At 70.2% G+C, this 19,886-nt stretch carries 23 protein-coding genes; 14 read left to right on the forward strand and 9 right to left on the reverse strand.

Going from position 1 to position 19,886, the window contains the following annotated elements:
- Positions 1-46: 46 nt before the first annotated feature.
- Together AB0E56_RS05700 and AB0E56_RS05705 are read right to left on the reverse strand one after the other, a co-directional pair.
- Positions 47-652, reverse strand: a complete 606-nt coding sequence (locus AB0E56_RS05700) for a TetR/AcrR family transcriptional regulator (RefSeq protein ID WP_359797336.1) — start codon at positions 650-652, stop codon at positions 47-49.
- Positions 653-661: 9 nt separating this feature from the next.
- Positions 662-1,582: an SDR family oxidoreductase gene (locus tag AB0E56_RS05705; protein ID WP_359797337.1), complete on the reverse strand. Its 921-nt coding sequence runs from the start codon at positions 1,580-1,582 to the stop codon at positions 662-664.
- A 130-nt stretch (positions 1,583-1,712) separates the two neighbouring features.
- On the opposite strand from AB0E56_RS05705, the gene AB0E56_RS05710 reads away from it, so the two are divergent.
- Positions 1,713-2,120 (forward strand): thioesterase family protein, encoded by a 408-nt coding sequence (locus tag AB0E56_RS05710; protein WP_359797338.1) that lies wholly within the window; start codon positions 1,713-1,715, stop codon positions 2,118-2,120.
- Positions 2,117-3,145, forward strand: a complete 1,029-nt coding sequence (locus tag AB0E56_RS05715) for an MBL fold metallo-hydrolase (protein WP_359797340.1) — start codon at positions 2,117-2,119, stop codon at positions 3,143-3,145. The genes AB0E56_RS05710 and AB0E56_RS05715 overlap by 4 nt, the downstream gene beginning before the upstream one ends.
- Before the next feature lie 12 nt (positions 3,146-3,157).
- Here AB0E56_RS05715 and AB0E56_RS05720 read toward each other — a convergent pair whose 3' ends face one another.
- Together AB0E56_RS05720 and AB0E56_RS05725 are read right to left on the reverse strand one after the other, a co-directional pair.
- A complete protein-coding gene (locus AB0E56_RS05720; RefSeq protein WP_359797341.1) occupies positions 3,158-4,198 on the reverse strand; it encodes a phosphotransferase family protein in 1,041 nt (346 codons plus the stop codon).
- Positions 4,195-4,821 (reverse strand): TetR/AcrR family transcriptional regulator, encoded by a 627-nt coding sequence (locus tag AB0E56_RS05725; RefSeq protein WP_359797342.1) that lies wholly within the window; start codon positions 4,819-4,821, stop codon positions 4,195-4,197. Before AB0E56_RS05725 ends, AB0E56_RS05720 begins: the two co-directional genes overlap by 4 nt.
- Before the next feature lie 90 nt (positions 4,822-4,911).
- On the opposite strand from AB0E56_RS05725, the gene AB0E56_RS05730 reads away from it, so the two are divergent.
- The 8 genes from AB0E56_RS05730 to AB0E56_RS05765 are packed head-to-tail and all read left to right on the forward strand — an operon-like array spanning position 4,912 to position 11,634.
- Positions 4,912-5,748, forward strand: a complete 837-nt coding sequence (locus AB0E56_RS05730; protein WP_359797343.1) for a CoA-transferase — start codon at positions 4,912-4,914, stop codon at positions 5,746-5,748.
- Positions 5,745-6,503, forward strand: a complete 759-nt coding sequence (locus AB0E56_RS05735; protein WP_359797345.1) for a CoA-transferase — start codon at positions 5,745-5,747, stop codon at positions 6,501-6,503. The genes AB0E56_RS05730 and AB0E56_RS05735 overlap by 4 nt, the downstream gene beginning before the upstream one ends.
- The gene (locus AB0E56_RS05740) at positions 6,500-7,597 is read left to right on the forward strand and encodes a nitronate monooxygenase family protein (protein ID WP_359797347.1); all 1,098 of its coding nucleotides are present in this window, start codon (positions 6,500-6,502) and stop codon (positions 7,595-7,597) included. Before AB0E56_RS05735 ends, AB0E56_RS05740 begins: the two co-directional genes overlap by 4 nt.
- Positions 7,598-7,639: 42 nt before the next feature.
- Positions 7,640-8,518, forward strand: a complete 879-nt coding sequence (locus AB0E56_RS05745) for an SDR family oxidoreductase (RefSeq protein WP_359797349.1) — start codon at positions 7,640-7,642, stop codon at positions 8,516-8,518.
- A 53-nt stretch (positions 8,519-8,571) separates the two neighbouring features.
- Positions 8,572-9,021 (forward strand): MaoC family dehydratase N-terminal domain-containing protein, encoded by a 450-nt coding sequence (locus AB0E56_RS05750; RefSeq protein ID WP_359797350.1) that lies wholly within the window; start codon positions 8,572-8,574, stop codon positions 9,019-9,021.
- The gene (locus AB0E56_RS05755) at positions 9,018-9,425 is read left to right on the forward strand and encodes a MaoC/PaaZ C-terminal domain-containing protein (RefSeq protein WP_359797352.1); all 408 of its coding nucleotides are present in this window, start codon (positions 9,018-9,020) and stop codon (positions 9,423-9,425) included. The genes AB0E56_RS05750 and AB0E56_RS05755 overlap by 4 nt, the downstream gene beginning before the upstream one ends.
- Positions 9,425-10,435 (forward strand): NADPH:quinone oxidoreductase family protein, encoded by a 1,011-nt coding sequence (locus AB0E56_RS05760; RefSeq protein ID WP_359797354.1) that lies wholly within the window; start codon positions 9,425-9,427, stop codon positions 10,433-10,435. Before AB0E56_RS05755 ends, AB0E56_RS05760 begins: the two co-directional genes overlap by 1 nt.
- The gene (locus AB0E56_RS05765) at positions 10,435-11,634 is read left to right on the forward strand and encodes an acyl-CoA dehydrogenase family protein (RefSeq protein ID WP_359797356.1); all 1,200 of its coding nucleotides are present in this window, start codon (positions 10,435-10,437) and stop codon (positions 11,632-11,634) included. Before AB0E56_RS05760 ends, AB0E56_RS05765 begins: the two co-directional genes overlap by 1 nt.
- Positions 11,635-11,659: 25 nt before the next feature.
- On the opposite strand, the gene coaE is transcribed toward AB0E56_RS05765, so the two are convergent.
- The gene (gene coaE / locus AB0E56_RS05770) at positions 11,660-12,268 is read right to left on the reverse strand and encodes a dephospho-CoA kinase (RefSeq protein WP_359797357.1); all 609 of its coding nucleotides are present in this window, start codon (positions 12,266-12,268) and stop codon (positions 11,660-11,662) included.
- 1 nt (position 12,269) lies between these two features.
- On the reverse strand, positions 12,270-12,779 hold the full coding sequence (locus AB0E56_RS05775) for a GNAT family N-acetyltransferase (protein WP_183151004.1): 510 nt from the start codon (positions 12,777-12,779) through the stop codon (positions 12,270-12,272).
- A gap of 131 nt (positions 12,780-12,910) precedes the next feature.
- Here AB0E56_RS05775 and AB0E56_RS05780 point away from each other — a divergent pair, with 131 nt between their 5' ends.
- Positions 12,911-13,471: an acyl-CoA thioesterase gene (locus AB0E56_RS05780; RefSeq protein WP_183151003.1), complete on the forward strand. Its 561-nt coding sequence runs from the start codon at positions 12,911-12,913 to the stop codon at positions 13,469-13,471.
- Positions 13,472-13,514: 43 nt separating this feature from the next.
- Complete coding sequence (locus AB0E56_RS05785) at positions 13,515-14,915, forward strand: hypothetical protein (RefSeq protein ID WP_359797360.1); 1,401 nt, start codon at positions 13,515-13,517, stop codon at positions 14,913-14,915.
- Here AB0E56_RS05785 and AB0E56_RS05790 read toward each other — a convergent pair.
- Genes AB0E56_RS05790 through AB0E56_RS05800 form a run of 3 tightly spaced genes read right to left on the reverse strand, consistent with a single transcriptional unit; the run spans position 14,870 to position 16,727 of the window.
- Complete coding sequence (locus AB0E56_RS05790) at positions 14,870-15,469, reverse strand: hypothetical protein (protein ID WP_359797362.1); 600 nt, start codon at positions 15,467-15,469, stop codon at positions 14,870-14,872. The two genes, AB0E56_RS05785 and AB0E56_RS05790, sit on opposite strands and share 46 nt — an antisense overlap.
- Positions 15,466-16,026, reverse strand: a complete 561-nt coding sequence (locus tag AB0E56_RS05795; RefSeq protein WP_359797363.1) for a hypothetical protein — start codon at positions 16,024-16,026, stop codon at positions 15,466-15,468. The genes AB0E56_RS05790 and AB0E56_RS05795 overlap by 4 nt, the downstream gene beginning before the upstream one ends.
- A complete protein-coding gene (locus tag AB0E56_RS05800; RefSeq protein ID WP_359797364.1) occupies positions 16,023-16,727 on the reverse strand; it encodes a hypothetical protein in 705 nt (234 codons plus the stop codon). The genes AB0E56_RS05795 and AB0E56_RS05800 overlap by 4 nt, the downstream gene beginning before the upstream one ends.
- 188 nt (positions 16,728-16,915) lie before the next feature.
- Between AB0E56_RS05800 and AB0E56_RS05805 the strand changes: the two genes are divergently transcribed.
- Positions 16,916-18,469, forward strand: a complete 1,554-nt coding sequence (locus AB0E56_RS05805) for a Re/Si-specific NAD(P)(+) transhydrogenase subunit alpha (protein ID WP_359797367.1) — start codon at positions 16,916-16,918, stop codon at positions 18,467-18,469.
- Positions 18,466-19,863, forward strand: a complete 1,398-nt coding sequence (gene pntB / locus AB0E56_RS05810; RefSeq protein WP_359797368.1) for a Re/Si-specific NAD(P)(+) transhydrogenase subunit beta — start codon at positions 18,466-18,468, stop codon at positions 19,861-19,863. Before AB0E56_RS05805 ends, pntB begins: the two co-directional genes overlap by 4 nt.
- Positions 19,864-19,886 lie beyond the last annotated feature (23 nt).

A 19,886-nucleotide genomic window follows, 5' to 3' on the forward strand; every position in this document is an offset into this window, starting at 1 on the left:
GCGCAGCCCTCTCCCGTCCCCTGGCCGGGGCGCGAGCGGCTCGGCGTCAGCGCGCGAGCAGGCCGCCGTGCAGCAGCTGCAGGAACTGCTCGGTCAGGCTGGCGGCCGTGTGGCGTCCGCCCGGGCGATACCAGCGGACGGTCGACCACACGGCGTCGCGGATGAAGCGGTACGTGACCGACGGGTCTCCGACGTGGAAGATGCCCTGCTCGGCGCCGGAGCTGAGCTGATCGATCCAGATCTTCTCGATGCGCTCGCTCTCGGCGACCAGGAACTCGAAGCCGGGCTGGGTCGCGAGGAACGCGGCCTCGTTCTGGTAGAGCCCGACCGCGGACGGTTCGCGATCGATCGTGGCGAAGGCGCACTCGACGAGCGCGTCGATCCCCGCGCGGGGGTCGGTCGTCTCGGCGGCGATCTCCTCGTACTTCGTGAGGAGTCTGCTCATGAAGCCGTGCAGGATCTCCTGGAGCATCGCCTCCTTCGAGGAGAAGTGGTGGTACAGGCTGCCCGACAGGATGCCCGCCTCGTCCGCGATGTCGCGGACGGTCGTCGCCGAGTACCCGTGATGGGCGATCAGTCGTGCGGCGATCGCGAGGATCTCGTCCCGTCGTTCGGAGCTCTGCTCCGCCTTGCTCTTCGTGGCTGCAGGCATTCGACGCACCTAGCCCCCCTCTGCGCTCGAGCTCGTGCCGGAGAGCGCGGTATCAACGTGTAGCACATCGTCGGCTCCGCCACCAGCGCGGCGTGCGACTCCTGGCAGAGCCGCGTCGACCTCGTCGCGCAGTGGTCCGGCGATCGCCGCAGCGACCGTGGCGGCGTCCCATCGCTCAGCGGCGAGGTCCCGCGCGATGTGCGGAGGGCGGAACAGGGCGAGGCGCTCGCCGTCGAAGCGGAGCACGTGCCCGTGCAGGGCGACCGATGCGTCGCTGAGCAGGTACGTGACGGCGGGAGCCACGCCCTCCGGCGCACCGCCCTTGTCTTCGCCGGCCGTGCCCATCTGCCCCGACAGGCCGGTGCGGGCGCGGGGCGCGAGACCGGTGATGCGGATGCCTGTCCCCTCGAGTTCGACGGCGAGGCCGTAGACGAGTCCGAGGGCCGCAGCCTTGGTCGTCCCGTACAGCGCGAGGTCCGCCGAGCCGAGGAGCGAACCCGACACGATCACGACGATGCTCCCGCCCGCGCGCATCGCCCGTGCCGCGGCGACGACCGTGTCGATCGTGCCGTCGATGTTCACCGACAGGGTGCGGCGGATGGTGCTGGCGCTCTGAGCGAGCAGGGGGCCGGGGCTGAGCAGTCCCGCGTTCGCGACGAAGCCGTCGAGCCGTCCGTACGCAGCGAGGGCCGCGTCGACGATGCGGGCGCCGGCTCCGACGGTGGAGATGTCGACCGCGAGGGCGACGGCATCGCCGCCGCCCGCGACGATCTCCTCGACGACCTTCTCGGCAGCGTGCTCGTCGATGTCGGCGACGAGCACTCGGGCCCCGGCGCGCGAGGCCGCCAGGGCGTAGGCGCGACCGAGGCCGGATCCGGCTCCGGTGATCGCGACGCTGCGACCGCCGAGCTCGTCGAGGGTGCCGACCATTCCCGTCTCCTTCGAGGGGCTGAATGGGGCGACTGTACCAAACAAACGCTAGGTAAACGCAGACCTTGTGGCGCCCCGCGCGTCGCGATACGATCTCGGGACAAGCGTTTGCTTGGCAGGGAGGGGTGCGATGCTGCACAGCGACACTCGTCGGCTCACGTACGCCGACACCGACCCCGCCGGCATCCTGTACTACGCGAGCTGGTTCCCCAAGATGGAGGCGCTCTGGAGCGACTTCCTGTTCCGCAACGGCTTCCGGCAGGATCGCTCGCTCGCGGCCCGCGGATGGACGACGGTGACCCGGGCCACGCAGTGCGAGTACCTCGTGGCCGCGCGGCTGTTCGACGAGATCCGCCTCGAGCTGCGGATCGGGCCGGCGGGCACGACGTCGTTCCCGCTCGAATACCGCATGGTGCGCCTCGACGACGACGCGCTCGTGTCCCGGGCGACCACCACGATCGTCCTGGTCGACGGTGCGCAGCGTGCGATCCCCATTCCTCCGGACTTCCGCAGTCGGTTGGAGGAGTGGGCGCGATGACCGTCGTCGAACCGTTGAGCGTCCCCCAGCTGGCCGCGTGGGACGCCGGTGCGACGCCCGTGGCGGAGCAGGTGGCGCCCGACGTCTGGGCGATCCCGGTGCCCATTCCCGCGGGGACGATCCCGCACACGCTCTGCTACGCCCTGCTCGATGACGGGGGCGTCCATCTCATCGACCCAGGATGGGGTGACGACGCCGGAATCGAGGCGCTGGAGGCGGGGCTCGGCAGCGCGGGATCGCGACTCGGCGATGTGCGCACGTCGATCGCCACGCACTTCCACCCCGACCATCTCGGGGCTGCGAGCGTCCTCCGGGAACTCGTCGGCGCGCGGGTGGTGTTCTCGGCGGTCGAGCAGCGCGTGCTCCGGAGCGAGACCGCACCGGAGGCGACCGACGCCGAGACCTACCGCACCACGCTGCGCGAGTGGGGTGTTCCCGACAGCGAGTGGGACGAGCTGCTCGCGTCGTTCGATCGACCGAGTCTGGTCTCGTCCGGTGCGCCGGATCTGCCGATCGGACACGACTCCGTGCTGGAACTCGGCAGGCACAGGCTCAGGGTCATCGCGACGCCGGGGCACACCGACGGCCACGTCTGTCTCGTGGATGAGGAGCGCGGGCTCCTCTATTCCGGAGACCACGTGCTCCCGCGCATCTACTCGGGCATCGGGATCGGCACCCTGCCGGGAAGCGACCCCCTCGGCGACTACTTCAACTCGCTCGATCGGCTCGCCCCCTACGACCGCTACACGGTGCTCCCCGGCCACGAGTACCGCTTCCGTGGCCTCGCCGCGCGGCGGGCCCAGCTGATCGCGCACCACCTGCGCCGCACAGCGGAGGTCGCGGCCCTGCAGGACGAATTGGGTGACGCGCCCGTCTGGGAGTACGCGCGGCGGCTGACCTGGACGGCGGGCTGGGCGGGCATGCGCGGATTCTGGCTGCACTCGGCCCTGCGTCAGACCGCCCTGCATCGCGAGTACGCGCGCACCGAGGGCGCGCGCCGGCGCCTGTCGGCCGCGTCCGCGTGAGGGCTCGGGCCGTCAGAGCTCACGCGTGAGGCGCCACGCCTCCGCCGCGATGCGTTCGGCCTGCGCGGCGAACGACGCCGGCGGGCGGTCGCTCGCGCCCATCGCCCCGCGGGCCATCCGCGTGTACACGTTCTCGACGATGCACGCGACCTTCCACCAGTTGTAGGCGACGTGGAAGTCGAGGCGGGAGACATCGGTGGACGGGGCGGCCGCGACGTACATCCCGATCAGCTCCTCGCGCGTCGGGAAGCCGGGTGCGAGGGTCGGGGGGTTCTGCAGGGCCCGCACCTCGTCGTCGGGCTCGGCCCAGTACGTCAGCAATTGACCGAGGTCGGCCAGGGGGTCGCCGACCGTGGTGAGCTCCCAGTCCAACACGGCGCGGATCGAGCCGTCCGGCCCGTACACGCAGTTGTCGATCCGGTAGTCGCCGTGCACGATCCGCGCCGAGGTCTGGGCGGGGACGAGTTCGCGCAGCCGGTCGTGCGCGCGGCCGATGTCGTCGAGGACCCGAACCCGGTCCGCGGCCCAGTTCGCGTGCCATCGGCCCAGTTGGCGCGAGAGGTAGTCGTCGCGTTCGGCGAGTTCGCCCCAGCCGACATCGCGGGGGTCGACCGCGTGCAGGTCGGCCAGGCGCGATACGAGGGAGGCGGCGAAGGCGCGGCGTCGCGGGGGAGTCACGGCGGATTCGACGGCGGCGGGGTCGCGCAGGACGACGCCGTCGATGTGCTCCATGACGTAGAAGGGAGCACCCGTGATCGCGTCATCCGAGGTGCGCCCTGCCACGGCGGGAACCGGCACCGGGGTGGGGGCGAGTCGTGTGAGCACTCCGGCCTCGCGCAGGACGTCGTGCGAGCGGGAGTCGCCCATCCCGAGGGGCGCGCGGCGCAGCACCCAGCGCGCGCCGGAGTCGTTCTGCACGAGGTAGGTGAGGTTGGAGCGCCCGCCGGCGATCTGCGCGAACGTGAGGGGACCTGATGCCCCGTCGATGTGTTCGGCGAACCAGGCCGACACGGCGTCGGGGCGGAGTCCCCGGTCGGTCGGGTGCGCGCTCATCGGCGGGCCCTCTCCTCCGGTTGCGCGGTGGCCCCGTCGAGGAACACCGACAGGATCGACCGCGCGATCCCCTCCTGGTCGAGCGTGGAGGAGGGGGAGAAGGAGCGGGAGGTCAGCCACACGGCATCCCGCACCAGCAGGTAGAGCAGTTCCACCGGCACGTCTCGGCGCAGATCACCTGTGGCGACGCCGCGTTCGAGGGCTGTCATCCAGGTCTCCCTGATCGCGCGGGTGGCCTCGCGGATGCGGTCGCGGCTGGGGAGCTGGCGCAGGTAGGCCGTCTCACGCTGGTAGATCTCCGAGGCGTGGGGATTCGTGCGGCTCACCCGTGATGATGCGAGCACCAGCCCGCCGAGCGTGGAGCGGGCGTCGCCCCCCGCGGCGAGCACGCTCTCGTAACGGGCGATCAGCTCATCGAGGTAGAGCGTGACGATGCGGTCGGCGATCGCGTCCTTCGATGGGAAGTGGTGATACAGGCTGCCGGAGAGGATGCCCGTCCGCCCGGCGATGTCACGCACCGTGGTGCCGGCGATGCCCCTCTCGGCGAACAGCTCGGCGGCGCACTCGAGGATCAGGTCGGTGCGCTCCGACCGCTCCATGCGTGCTTCGTGTGGTGTCTCCATGCCGCCGACTATACAACCAATCAAGCATTTGCTACGTTGATGAAAAGCAAGCACTTGTTAGGTGTCGACGGGTCAGTGAGGATCGCAGTGGTGGACAAGACGATGACGGAAGCGGAGGTGGTCGGCCGGCTGCGGTCGGGCATGACCATCGGAATCGGCGGATGGGGCTCACGGCGCAAGCCGATGTCGCTCGTCAAGGAGATCGTCCGTTCCGATCTCGAGGAGCTGACGATCGTGTCGTACGGCGGGCCGGACGTCGGGATCCTGTGCGCGGCGGGCAAGGTCAAGAAGGTCGTCTTCGGCTTCGTGTCGCTCGATTCCATCCCTCTCGACCCGCACTTCCGCGCCGCACGCCAGAACGGCACGATCGAGGTCGAGGAGTACGACGAGGGAATGCTGCAGTGGGGGCTTCAGGCCGCCGGCATACGGCTTCCGTATCTGCCGACCCGGGCGGGACTCGGCTCCGACGTGATGCGGGTCAACCCCCATCTGCAGACGGTCGTCGATCCCTACGAGGGCGAGACCCTGGTGGCGATGCCGGCGATCCCGCTCGACGCCGCCCTCGTGCACATGAACCGCGCGGACATCCACGGCAACGCGCAGTACCTCGGGCCCGACCTGTACTTCGACGACCTCTTCTGCCTCGCCGCCGAGAACGCCTACGTCTCGGTGGAGCGCATCGTCGCCACGGCCGAGCTGACAGCCGACGCCCACCCCGCCACGATCCGCATCCCCCGGCTGCTCGTCAGCGGGGTCGTCGAAGCCCCCGGTGGTGCCCACTTCACCTCGTGCGTTCCCGACTACGACCGCGACGAACAGCTCCAACGCGAATACGTCGCCGCCGCGAAGGACCCAGAGCAGTGGCAGGGATTCCTCGACCGCTATCTCGCCCAGCCCGCCGCCACCGCGAGCGGAGCACTCTCATGAGCGACGCCACCCGCGCCGAGGTCTGCGCCGTGGCCTGTGCCGACGCCTATCGCGACGACGGCGAGATCATCGCGAGTGCATTCGGGACGGTCCCCGCGATCGGCGTGCGCCTCGCCCGTCACACGTTCTCTCCGGATCTCGTGCTCTCCGATGGGGAGGCCACCGCGATGCGCGGCACCTGGGCGCTCGGCGGTCCGCCCGACGGCGAGGTCGAGGCCTGGTTGCCGTTCAACCAGATCTTCACCCTGGTGTGGCACGGCAAGCGTCACATCACGATGATCCCCACGCAGCTCGACGCGTACGGCAACGCCAACATCTCGGCCATCGGCGACCACGCGAAGCCGACGGTGCAACTGCTCGGCGTGCGCGGAGCCCCCGGCAACTCCGTGTACCACCCGACCAGCTACTGGGTTCCCGCTCACAGCACCCGCGTGTTCGTGCCGGCGGTCGACATGGTGTCTGGCGTCGGCAACGACAACGCGCGGGCGGCGGGACCGTCGGCGCAGAAGCACCACGATCTGCGATACGTGATCACCGACCTCGCCGTGTTCGACTACGAGGAGGGCTCGGGGCGGCTGCGCCTGAAATCGGTGCATCCGGGGGTGAGCGTCGACGACGTGGTCGCGGCCACGGGGTTCGACCTCGTGCTTCCCGATGCGGTTCCCGAGACCCGCCTGCCGACGGCGGACGAGCTCGACCTCATCCGCACCGTGATCGATCCGCGGGGCCTGCGCGACCTCGAGGTGCGGGGGTGACCGGTCCGGTGGTCGTGCCGTCGCTGCGGACCCGCGTCACCGATCTCTTCGGCGTGCGCCATCCGGTCGTGCAGACGGGCATGGGGTACGTGTCCGATGCGACGCTCACCGCCGCGACCGCGCGTGCCGGTGGGCTCGGCATCATCGCAGGCGGCATGCTCTCGCTTGACGAGCTCGCTCAGGCCATCGACCACGTGCAGCAGCACACCTCCGCGCCCTTCGGCGTGAACATCCGCGCCAACCAGGAAGACGTCGACAAGCGGGTCGCCCTCCTCATCCGCAGGGGCGTGAAGGTCGCCTCCTTCGCCCTCGCCCCGCGGCGCGAGCTGATCGACCACCTCAAGGATGCCGGCCTGGTGGTCGTGCCGTCGATCGGAGCGCGTCGGCATGCCGAGAAGGTCGCCGAGTGGGGTGTGGATGCGGTCATCGTGCAGGGCGGCGAGGGCGGGGGCCATACCGGCGCCGTGCCCACCAGCCTGCTGCTGCCCCAGGTGGTCGACGCCGTCGACATCCCGGTGATCGCGGCCGGCGGCTACTTCGACGGACGCGGCCTCGTGTCCGCGCTCGCCTACGGCGCCGACGGCATCGCCATGGGGACGCGCTTCATGATGACGACCGACTCCCCGGTCGCACAGGCGGTGAAGGACGTGTACCTGTCGAAGGGCGTCACCGACACGGTCGTCACCCGCGAGATCGACGGCGTGCCGCAGCGTGTGCTCCGAGCGGGGACCATCGATGCCCTCGAATCGACGCGCGGACCGCAGCGCATGCTTCGCGCCGCGCGCAACGCCGTCCGATTCCAGCGGCTGTCCGGCACGCCGTGGTCGCACATGATCCGCGAGGGGCTCGCGATGCGTCGCCACGAGGGGCTGACCTGGAGCCAGGTGATCATGGCGGCGAATGCGCCGATGCTCTACCGCGCGGCGCTGCGGGACGGTGATGCGGAGACCGGCGTGATGGCGACGGGACAGGTCGTCGGGCTGATCGACGACGTCCCGACTGTCGCCGAGCTGATCGACCGGATCATGACCGAGGCCCAGACGGTTCTCGAACGACTCGGTGCCGGGCGGATGTCCGGCACCGCACACGAATGACGGCGCCGCACCGGCGACGCAGACACCGATGAGGAGAGAACGATGACGAAGCAACTGGACGGCCGCGTGATCGTGGTCACGGGGGCGGGCCGCGGCATCGGCCGCGAGCACGCGCTGCTCGCGGCGCGAGAGGGCGCGCGCGTGGTCGTGAACGACAACGGCACCGCTGCGGACGGCAGCGGCGCCGACGACACGATCGCGGCAGCCGTCGTGGACGAGATCACCGCCGCTGGCGGCTCGGCGGTGGCGAGCACCGTCGACATCACCACGCTGGCAGGGGCGCAACAGGTGCTCGACACCGCGCTCGAGGTCTACGGCGAGGTGCATGGGCTGGTCAACAACGCCGGGATCCTGCGCGACCGCATGTTCGTCAACATGAGCGAGGAGGAGTGGGACGACGTGATCACCGGGCAGCTGCGCGGGACCTTCGCGCCGTGCCGCATGTTCGGCGCGCATTGGCGCGACCGCTCCAAAGCGGGCGACGCGGTCTCGGCGTCGATCGTCAACGTGTCGAGCACGTCGGGGCTCATCGGCGCGGTGGGTCAGAGCAACTACGGTGCGGCGAAGGCGGGCATCGCCTCGCTCACGCAGATCATCGCGCAGGAGCTCGGTCGCTACGGCGTGCGGGCCAACGCGATCACTCCCGTGGCCCGCACCCGGATGACGCAGGATGTGCCGGGCATCAAGGAGCTCGTCGCGGCACCGGAGGATCCCGACGCCTTCGACGTGTTCCACCCTGGCAACGTCTCGCCTCTCGTGGCCTATCTGCTCACCGCGGACTGCCCCGCGACCGGCGCGGTGTTCTACGCCAAGGGCGGTGAGGTCCGCAGATTCCTGCCGTGGAGCTACGGCAAGGTCATCGACAAGGGTGATCGGTGGACCGTCGAAGAGCTGAAGACGGAGATGGTCGACCTTGTCTGAGCAGATCGTTCCCGTGTCGGTCCGCAGCCGGCACGCCTGAGAGAGGAGCGGACATGGCCGATCTCGATGCGGTGGGAACCGTGGGTGAGACGTACGTGCTCGATGTCGAGCGGGGCAAGATACGGGAGTTCGCGCGAGCGACCCGCTCGGGCAACCCCGCCTATCTCGAGCGTGAGGTGCCGGTGAGCCCTCCCACGTTCCTCACGGTGACCAACCTCTGGCAGCCGCCCGCCGGCAACCCGTGGGAGGCGGCGCAGCTCGACGGCAAGCGGGTGCTGCACGCCGAGCAGCAGTACGAGTTCTTCGGCCCTCCGCCGTCCGCCGGCACGCGCCTGCACTGCACCTCCCGGATCGCGGACATGTACGTCAAGGAGGGGAGGCGAGGCGGCGCGCTGACCTTCGTCGTCATGGTCACCGACTTCGTCGACGAGGAGGGCGTGCTCGTCGCGCGCTCCACCATGACCGGCGTCGAGACCGCCCGCGCCGCGAAGGAGGAGTCATGACCCCTCGCCCGAGTCCTGCGCCGTGGATCATCGAGCCGCAGACGCGCACCGACTTCGTCCGCTATCAGGGCGCGTCGGGGGACATGAACCCGATCCACCACGATCAGACCTATGCCGAGGCCGCCGGCTACCCCTCGCCCTTCTCGGTGGGGATGCTGCAGGCGGGACTCCTCGGCACGTACGCCACCGACTGGCTGGGCGCCGATGGGGTCCGCTCGTTCAGGACGCGGTTCAGGGAGCAGGTGTGGCCGGGAGACGTGCTCACCTGCACCGGTCGCGTCCTGCGCGAGTACGAGCAGGACGGCGTCGCGCTGATCGACGTCGAGCTCGACTGCACCCGCCAGACGGGCGGCATCGCGGCGACGGCGTGGGCCACGTTCGTCGCGCCGGAGGGCGACTCCTGATGCGTGCGCACGTCGCCCACCGGCTGGGGACTCCGCGCGTGCTGCGCTTCGACGAGGTCGACACTCCGACACCGGGGCCCGGTCAGATCGTCATCGACGTCCGTGCGGCGGGGGTGAACTTCCCCGACGGGCTCATCGTCGCCGGCACCTACCAGACCAGGACCGAGCCGCCCCTGACACCCGGATCCGAGGTGGCCGGGGTGGTGGTCGCGGTGGGGGCGGATGTCTCCGGCGTCGGCCCCGGCGCGAGGGTCCTCGCCTTCACGGGCATGGGCGGGTATGCGGAGCGGGTGCTCGTCGCGGCCGACATGGTCTTCCCGATACCGGACGAGATGTCGTTCGTCGATGCGGCCGGCTTCCCGGTGGCGTACGGCACCTCGTTCCACGCCCTCGTCGACAGGGCCGACCTGAGGAAGGACGAGACCGTGCTGGTGCTCGGAGCCTCGGGCGGAGTGGGCCTGGCCGCGGTCGAGATCGCCGCGGCGCTCGGCGCCCGTGTGATCGCCGCGGCGTCGAGCGAGGAGAAGCGCCGCCTGTGCCTCGAGCACGGCGCCGACGAGGTCATCGACTATTCCGAGGGCGCGCTGCAGGAACAGCTGCGACGACTCGCGCCGGGGGGTGTGGACGTGGTCTACGACCCGGTCGGCGGAGAGCACGCACAGACCGCGGTGCGTGCCCTCGCCTGGGGCGGTCGCTACCTGACGGTCGGCTACGCCTCCGGCGACATCCCCCGGGTCGGCATGAACCGGCTCCTGGTGTGCGGGGGCTCGCTGCTCGGGGTGCTGTGGGGAGCATGGGCCCGCCGCCATCCCGCATCCAACGCGCAGAACATGGCGCGCATGTTCGAGTGGTACGCCCGCGGAGAGCTGCGTCCCCACATCCACGCCGTGCATCCCCTCGCGGATGCCGCGGCGGCGCTGGAGGTCGTGATGGGTCGTGGGGCGCTCGGCAAGGTGATCCTGGCGACCACGACCGACACCGTCGAGCGCGACGAGAGAGGAGAGAGCTGATGCACCTGTCACCGAGCCCCGCGGCACAGGAGGTCATCGACCGTCTGAACGCCTTCATGACCGAGTTCGTGTACCCGGCCGAGCCCGTGTATCAGGCGCAGCTCGAGGCACACGGGCCCCGCAGCCACGAGGTGCCCCCGATCATCGAGGAGCTCAAGGTCGAGGCCCGCGCCCGGGGGCTGTGGAACCTGTTCCTGCCTGCCCTGTCCGGCCTGACCCACCTCGACTACGCGCACGTCGCAGAGATCACCGGCCGCTCGCCCTACATCGCCCCCGAGGCGTTGAACTGCTCGGCGCCGTCGACGGGCAACATGGAGATCCTGCACATGTTCGGCACCCGGGAGCAGCAGGAGCGGTGGCTCGCCCCCCTCATGGACGGCCGTATCCGCTCGGGCTTCTCGATGACCGAGCCGGATGTCGCGTCCTCCGATGCGCGCAACATCTCGACCTCGATCGTGCGCGACGGCGACGAGTACGTCATCAACGGGCGCAAGTGGTGGACGACGGGGGCGGCCGACCCGCGCTGCGAGATCCTCATCCTGATGGGCAAGACCGACCAGGCGGCGGAGGCGTATCGGCAGCAGTCGATGATCCTCGTGCCGATCGACACCCCGGGTGTCGAGGTCATCCGCTCGCTGCCGATCTTCGGCTATCACGACCAGCAGGGCCATGCCGAGATCGTGTTCAGCGATGTGCGCGTGCCCGTGGGCAACCTGCTCGCCGGCGAGGGCGACGGATTCGCGATCGCGCAGGCACGGCTCGGACCCGGGCGCATCCACCACGCCATGCGCTGCATCGGCATGGCCGAGCGCGGGCTGGAGATGATGGCGAGGCGGGTCATGCAGCGCGAGGCGTTCGGCGGTCCGCTGTCGGATCAGGGCGTCATCCAGACCTGGATCGCCGAGTCGCGGCTCGAGATCGAGCAGGCGCGCCTGCTGGTGCTCAAGGCCGCGTGGATGATCGACGAGGTCGGAGCGAAGGGCGCGGCGATCGAGATCGCCGCCGTGAAGATCGTCGGACCGCGGGCGGCCCGCTCGGTGCTCGACCGGGCGATCCAGGCGTTCGGCGGCAAGGGCGTGACGGATGACACCCCGATCGCGCGCATGTGGGCCAGCGCCCGCATCCTGGGCATCGCCGATGGCCCCGACGAGGTGCACCTGCGTTCGGTCGCCCGTCAGGAGCTGCGCAAGTACCGGTGAGCTGCCGGCGCCGACGGGCGACGGATCAGGCGGTCAGGCGTCGCCACAGTTCGTCGGCGCGCCGCTCGGTGTCGGCCGGCGAGCCGTCGGTGCGGATCACGACGTCGGCGATCGCGAGGCGCCGTTCCTCGCCGCCCTGAGCCCGCACGCGGGCTTCCGCATGCTCGCGCGTGTATCCGCGACCGTCCTGAAGCCGGCGCACACGCGCCTCTGCGTCGGCCTCGACCGTGACGACCAGGTCGTACGTCCACGGCAGGGCGGCGGTGTCGGCGGTGAGCAGCGGGATCTCGTGCACGACGACGGCCTCCGTGCCGCGGTGGGCGTCGATCTCCTCGGCCGTGGCCTGCATGATCGCCGGGTGCACGATCGCGTTGTAGCGGTGCCGCAGCTCCTCATCGTGGAAGACCACGGCCGCGACGCGCTCCCGATCGAGCGAACCGTCGTCGGCGAGCACCTCGGCGCCGAGCAGGGCGGCGATCTGCGCCAGCACCCGCGGCCCTCGAGGGTCGTTCGGGTCGACCACTCTGCGGGCCGTCGCGTCGGCGTCGATCACCTGCGCTCCTCGCGCGGCCAGCGCACGCGAGACCGTGCTCTTGCCGGCTCCGATACCGCCGGTGACCGCGACCAGCCTCACCTCACGGGCGGACGAAGCGGACTTCGGTCAGGGTCTCGCCGAGGAAGGGCTCGGTGTGGGTCGCGCCGTCGAGACGGAATCCATTGCGCGTGTAGAAGCGGTGCGCGCGGGGGTTGTCCTCGGCGACCCACAGATACAGCGGCTCGTCCTTCTCGACGGCGGCGTCGAACAGCTTCTGGCCGATGCCGGTGGAGTGATACGCGTCGAGCAGGTAGATGAAGTAGAGCTCGCGGAACGCCGGGGCGTCCTTGTCACGGGCCGGGCCGGAGCCGACGAACCCGACGATCTCGCCGTCGACGAGCGCGGCGTTCATCTTGAACTCGGGTCCCTGGGCGGCCCAGTGGGTCCACAGCTCGGCCATGCGACGAGGGGAGACCTTCTCGAGCGCAGCCTTGCTGATCAGGTGGTCGTAGGTCTCGTGCCAGCACTGCGCGTGCACGCGACCGAGGGCTTCCGCATCCACATCACGGACCGGACGGACGATGACTTCAGGCTGGGCTTCGGCGCTCATGGTCGCGACTCTACGCGGGGCATCCGAGAAGGGGAAATCGAGGGGACGCGTGACGAGACGCGGAACCGCTGCATGGAGGATCTGCACAACGATGTTCGCGATTCGTACACGCCTGGCTACGATCGATCCTCGTGAATGTGATCTGGCGCACCCTCTTGGTGATCCTCGGCGCTCGCCGTCGCGTACGGCAGGGCAAGACTCTCGATCCCACCGCGGTGGGCAGTGTGCGCGTCACCACCCTCCCTACGGACCTCGACATCCTGCGGCACATGAACAACGGCCGCTACCTGTCGCTGTTCGACCTCGGGCGCTGGGACCAGCTCATCCGCACCGGTCTGTTCGACGCGATGAAGGAGCGCGGCTGGTACGCGGTGGTGTCGAGCGAGACCATCACGTTCCGCAAGTCGCTGCAGCTCTGGCAGCGGTTCGAGGTGCAGTCGCGGTTCATCGGCCACGACGACAAGGCCCTCTTCATGGAGCACAGGGCCGTGGTCGACGGCGAGGTCTATGCCAGGGCCATCGTGCGGGCGCGGATGCTGCGCCGCACCGGCGGCACCGTCAGCAACGAGGAGCTGTTCGCCGCGGTGGGCAAGCCGGAGGGCGTGCCGGAGATCGACGCGTGGGTGCACGACTGGGCTGCGGCGTCCGCCCTCCCGCCTGTGCGGACGAAGGCGCCGAGCATCTGGAATTGAGCCGTGCGCCGTCGTCGCGCGTCCGGCGCGGTAGCTTAGGCGTGTGCTGGCGATCCTGACGACCACCGGGCGTGTGCTCTGGCGGCACTGGCCCGCGCTGATGGCGTGGTACCTGGCCGGCGTCCTGGTGCACTACGTGATCACCGAGATCGCGGGCTTCGTCGGCGCTTCGTCGGCGACGCTCGGATTCCTGGTGCTGCCGATCGCGATCCTCGCCCGGCTGATCAGCCTGGTCGCGATGTTCCTCGTGCTGCGCGACGGGCTGCGCAACCTGCAGGAGGTCGCCCCGCTGCCGGAGGCCGCGGCGGATCGGCGTCGTACCTTCCTGTCGGCTCTTCTCGCCGGCATCCTCCCCTTCTTCGCCGTGTACTGGGCGCAGGGGCTGCTCGGCGAGGACGTGCGGGCCTACTCGATGCGCGCTCTAGAGGTGCGCAACGGCATCATCTGGACGGCGAGCGTGAACGGCGAACCGCCCGTGAGTTCGGATGACACCGTGCTGAACCTGCCGATCAATGTGTGGACCATCTCGATCATCGTGCTCGCGTTCGCCGGCCGCTGGGCCTGGTCGAAGTGGTCGCCGAAGCTCGCGAAGTGGCTGTCGCCGGTGGCGGTCTACTTCGAGGTCGTCTGGGTCTTCTTCTCGGTGATGGTGCTCGGCGACATCTTCGACGCGATCAAGGGGTGGGTCGACAGCCGCGCGGCCATGGCCTTCCTCGAGACCGTCAGGAAGCAGGTCCTGGATGCCGTCGCCCCGCTGCGCTGGTTGTGGGAGGGGATCGGCTGGCTGCTCTCCGAGGCGGGGCCGGTGCTCCTGGCCCCGCTCGCCTGGCTCACGATCGCCGGCGTGGTCTTCGGGCAGGCGATCGTCGCCGAGAAGCTGCGGGTCGAGAGCGAGCTCATCGCCCGCGTGCGTGCCCACGCGGCGGTGATCCCGAATCCGCTCGTGCGCCGGCTCAAGGACCTCGGGGAGGAGCTCGGTGCCCGCTTCCGGCCGATCGGGCGGGCACTGCTGCTGATGTGGCGCGCCGGCCCGCTGCTCGTCGGGTCCTATGCGCTGCTGTACGTGATCGTCAAGGCGCTCGAGTCGTACCTCGGCTTCGGCATCACCCGGCTGGTGGGGCCGCAGGAATTCGTGTTCTGGGCGATCGCCGCGCCCCTCGTGTCGCTCGTGCCGCTCCTGCTGATGGAGCCGGTGCGCATCGCGGTGATCAGCGGGGCGTACGACGCCACTCTGGCGCGGCTCCGCAAGCGCCAGCAGGACCGCACCGACACGGCGGGCGTCTCGGAGGCGGAAGGGGAGATGCGCGCGGTCGCCGATGCCGCAGGACTCCTGCCCTCATCGGTGGACGCCGTCGCCGCCGCGATGGTCACCGCACCGGCCAGGGACAGCGTCGAGGGTCAGGGCTCGAACTCGAACCTCACGAAGGAGCCGCCGGCGTCGTAAGGGCGCACGTCGACCCAGAAGGGGCCCTCGGCGTCATCGGGCACCACGAACGGCACGATCAGCTCGTAGGCGCCGGCCTGTTCGCTGAGGCAGGTGTCCGGTTCGTCCGGGCTCCAGTCCAGCCCGATCTCGGCGCGGACGGGACTCCACTCGCGCCCCGTCGACTGCTCGACGAGGGTCGGTGTCTCGCACCCGATCCCCTCCGTGTCAGGATCCACCGGCACCCCGACCGCGATCAGGCGCGTGTTCGGAGGGACGTCGAGACCCGAGAGCTCTTCGATCTCTCCGCCGCGCACCGGACCCCAGTCTGCGCCGGCGAGATCGGTCGTCTCGTCTTCGGCGACCACCACGGGCGTGACCGCGCGGGCCCCGAATCCGAAGTACTGGTACCACTCCTGCCACCCGACCGCGATGGCGGTCGCCGGCAAGAGCAGGACGAGTGCGACCAGCGCCAGGGTGTTCCGCCGCCACCAGGAGGGCGACTTCGCCGGGGCATCCGCCGGCACCGGGTCTTCCTGGGGCGCGGGCGGCACGAGTGGCGGCGGGATGGTCATCGGGCCCAGCCGTTCTCGTCCAGGAGCACCTCAGCCTCGTCGGGGAGCGCGGCGAGGTCGATCGGCAGGTCGATCACGGTGTCGCGCCGCACCTCTCCGAGGCCGGACCCGGGCATGCCCAGTCGGAGCGTCGCGCGGTCGCCGGTGACGTCGTCGGGGAGCTCGAATGCGAGGCTCCCGGAGCGGGGGACGCCGGTGACCAGGCGCTGGTCGACGAAGGTGGTGCCGCGATCCGTCGCGCTGAACGTGCGGTCGCCGATCGTGAGCTCCGCAAGCCGGGACGAGCTCTGATCCTGCGTCACGCCGGTGGCGGCCTCGAGGTCGACGACGAGCCAGGTGCCGTCGGCCGACCAGCCCTCCGCATCCGTGACCCGGTCGGCGAGGTGCACGTCGGTCACGGTCACGACCAGATTGCGCGTGGAGGCCTCCTCGCCGATCTGCGCGACCGTGGAGAACGGGGCGTTCGGGGCGTCGTCGGGAAGCGTCGCCTTCGACACGCCCCACGCGCAGACGAGGAGCGCGGCCGTGGCGACCCAGATCAGGATGTGCTTCTTCACGGTGCGCTCACCTCGTCGATGGTCGCCGGCAGGGTCGCTCCGACGCGGACGTCCACCCAGTAGTCGCCGCGCATCACGCTCTGGCCGACGTAGTGGTCCGACTCGGGGAGCGTGAGAGTGATCTCGTCGCCGTCGTGGAAGTCATCCGGTCCGACTGTCCAGGTGAGCAGCAGGCGGGCGGGGACATCGGGCTGCAACCGTGGGGCGCGCTCGCCGTCGTCGGCACGGAGGACGTCGCCCTTCTCGTCGAGCCCCTCGATGCGGATGCCGTCGACGACCGGGGATTGCGGGGCGTTCGCCGTCGACGGTCGCGGCGTGTCGAACGTGTTGGTGACGTCGACCGTGACGACCAGGATCCGCTCGCCCTTCTCTTCGTCCGGGAAGACCAGGGTCCGGCCGCGCTCATCGCTCAACTCGTCGCGCAGTTCGACGCCGACGACGGTCATCTCCAGGTCGGAGCCGGCGAAGGTCTCGCCGACCTCGACGACCGGAGTCGGATCGACCGCCGCGGCCTCCAGCCCGCCGAACACGGCGGTCGTCGCCAGCAGCACAGCGCCCGCGCCGGTGATCAGCCATGATGTCGGGATCAGGTCGATGCTGCGCCGCGCCCAGCCGAGGACCTTCGCCCGCGCGCTCGCGTTCGACGCGGCGACGGCCGGATCCTGCCCGGGGGTCGGGGTCTCCGGTGGCGGGGTGGTCACGGCAACAGCATAGGACCGACAGCACCTCGACCGAGTCCTCCTGCGCTTTCCGCAAGAACTCCGCTTCTTTCCCCGTCACAGACCCGAAGAGGGGGCGTTTCCCGCACGCCGCTCAGTACTCTGAGCGAAAAGTCAGGGGCGCAGAAGCCCCGGTATCCCGTCGACGCAGACGGGCGGAGGAGGAAGCAGTGGCAGTCATCGGCATCGTGCGGGAGCCTGCGGGCGAAGCACGGGTCTCGGCCACCCCGGCGACGATCGCGTCGCTCGGGAAGCTGGGCCACACGGTCAGGGTCGAACGGGGAGCGGGCGCGGCAGCCTCCTATCCCGATGCGGAGTACGAAGCGGCGGGTGCGGCTCTCGTCGACCGCACCGAGGCCTGGGGGAGCGAAGTGGTCCTCGCGATCACGGCCCCGGGCGATGAGGAGATCGGACTCCTCGCCGACGGTGCGACCCTGATCGCACTGCTCTCGCCGGCGCTGCGTCCGGACCTCGTCGAGTCGCTCGCGCAGCGGGGCATCACGGCGCTCGCGCTCGATGCCGTGCCGCGCATCTCGCGCGCACAGTCGATGGACGTGCTCAGCTCGATGGCGAACATCGCCGGATACCGCGCCGTCGTCGAGGCCGCCCACGAGTTCGGCCGCTTCTTCACGGGTCAGGTGACCGCGGCGGGCAAGGTGCCGCCGGCCAAGGTGCTCGTCGCCGGGGCCGGGGTCGCTGGGCTCGCGGCCATCGGCGCGGCGTCGAGCCTCGGCGCGATCGTCCGCGCGACCGATCCGCGCCCCGAGGTCGCCGACCAGGTGACCTCGATCGGCGGCAGCTATCTTCCGGTCGACGTCGAGGTCGCCGCCTCCACCGACGGCTACGCCAAGGCGACGAGTGCCGACTACGACCGTCGAGCCGCTGAGATCTACACCGAGCAGGCCGCCGACGTCGACATCATCATCACGACCGCGCTCATCCCCGGACGGCCGGCACCTCGCCTCATCACGGCATCCGACGTCGCGCGGATGAAGCCGGGCAGCGTCATCGTCGACATGGCAGCGGGTCAGGGCGGCAACGTCGAGGGCTCCGTCGCGGGCGAACGCGTCGTCACCGACGGCGGCGTCATCATCCTCGGCTACACCGACCTGGCATCGCGCCTGGCCGCGCAGGCCTCGCAGCTCTACGGCACGAACCTGGCGAACCTCGTCGCCCTGTTGACCCCGGCGAAGGACGGGCGTCTGGTGATCGACTTCGACGACGTCGTGCAGCGTTCGGTCACGGTCGTGCGCGACGGCGAGGTCACCTGGCCGCCGCCCGCCGTGCAGGTCGCCGCGGCGCCCTCGGCGAAGGCACCCGCGACCCCGGTCGAGGTCGCTCCGGCGAAGAAGATGTCCGCGGCGCGCAAGGTCACGCTCATCGTCGTCGGCGTCGCCGCCCTGTTCGCCGTGAACGCGTTCGCGCCGGCTCCGCTGCCCCAGCACTTCACCGTGCTCGTGCTGTCGGTCGTGATCGGCTTCTACGTGATCGGCAAGGTGCACCACGCGCTGCACACCCCGCTGATGTCGGTGACCAACGCCATCTCGGGCGTCATCGTGGTCGGCGCGATGCTCCAGATCACCTCGCCCCTGCCTATCGTGCAGGTGCTCGCCGCTGTCGCGGTGCTGCTGGCATCGATCAACATCTTCGGCGGGTTCGCGGTCACCCGCCGGATGCTGGCCATGTTCACGCTCGGGACATCGGCGAAGGGCGGCCGGAAATGACGGTCGACGCCCTCGCGGGGGCGGCCTACATCGTCGCCGCCCTGCTGTTCATCCTGAGCCTCGCGGGTCTCAGCCGCCACGAGTCCGCCCGCGCCGGGGTGGTCTACGGCATCTCCGGCATGACGATCGCGCTTCTCGCCACCGTGGCTCTCACAGTCGCCGACGCCTGGAGCACCGGGGCCTTCCTCGGTCTGGGGTTGCTCGTCGCCGCGGTCCTGATCGGCGCGGCCATCGGGCTCTGGCGTGCGCGCGCGGTCGAGATGACCGGGATGCCCGAGCTCATCGCGCTCCTGCACAGCTTCGTCGGCCTGGCCGCGGTGCTCGTCGGCTGGAACGGCTACCTCGCCCACCCGGAGATCGCGCCGCAGCTGGTCGGCATCCACAACGCCGAGGTCTTCATCGGCATCTTCATCGGCGGTGTCACCTTCACCGGATCGATCGTCGCGTATCTGAAGCTCTCGGCGCGGATGTCGTCGAAGCCGCTCATGCTCCCCGGCAAGAACGGGTTGAACATCGGGGCGCTCATCGCGTTCGTCGTGCTCACCGTCTGGTTCGTGAACGACCAGCAGCTCTGGCTCCTGATCGCGGTCACCGTGCTCGCGTTCGCCCTGGGCTGGCATCTGGTCGCCTCGATCGGCGGCGGCGACATGCCGGTGGTCGTCTCGATGCTCAACAGCTACTCGGGATGGGCGGCGGCCGCGGCCGGGTTCCTCCTGAACAACGACCTGCTGATCGTCACGGGTGCGCTGGTCGGCTCGTCCGGTGCCTACCTCTCCTACGTCATGTGCAAGGCCATGAACCGCTCCTTCCTCTCGGTGATCGCCGGCGGCTTCGGCATCGCGGCCTCGACCGCAGACGACACCGAGTACGGCGAGCACCGCGAGATCACGGCAGAGAGTGCGGCGGAGATGCTGGTCGCGGCAGGCAGCGTCGTGATCACCCCCGGGTACGGCATGGCCGTCGCGCAGGCCCAGTACCCCGTGGCCGATCTCGTCCGTCGGCTCCGTGAGCGGGGGGTGGAGGTGCGTTTCGGCATCCATCCGGTCGCTGGTCGCCTCCCGGGTCACATGAACGTGCTGCTGGCCGAGGCGAAGGTGCCGTACGACATCGTCCTGAGCATGGACGAGATCAACGACGACCTCGCCTCGACCTCGGTCGTGTTGGTGATCGGCGCGAACGACACCGTCAACCCTGCCGCCGCCGAGGACCCGGGGAGCCCGATCGCCGGGATGCCCGTGCTCAGGGTGTGGGAGGCCGAGAACGTGATCGTGTTCAAGCGTTCGATGGCTGCCGGGTACGCGGGCGTGCAGAACCCGCTGTTCTTCCGCGACAACGCGCAGATGCTGTTCGGCGATGCCAAGCAGCGCGTGGAGGACATCATCGCGGCGTTGTGAGCCGCGGCGAGGGGTGCGGGCTC

The sequence above is a fragment of the Microbacterium sp. NPDC028030 genome (genome assembly GCF_040637855.1).
Classification (GTDB): Bacteria; Actinomycetota; Actinomycetes; order Actinomycetales; family Microbacteriaceae; genus Microbacterium.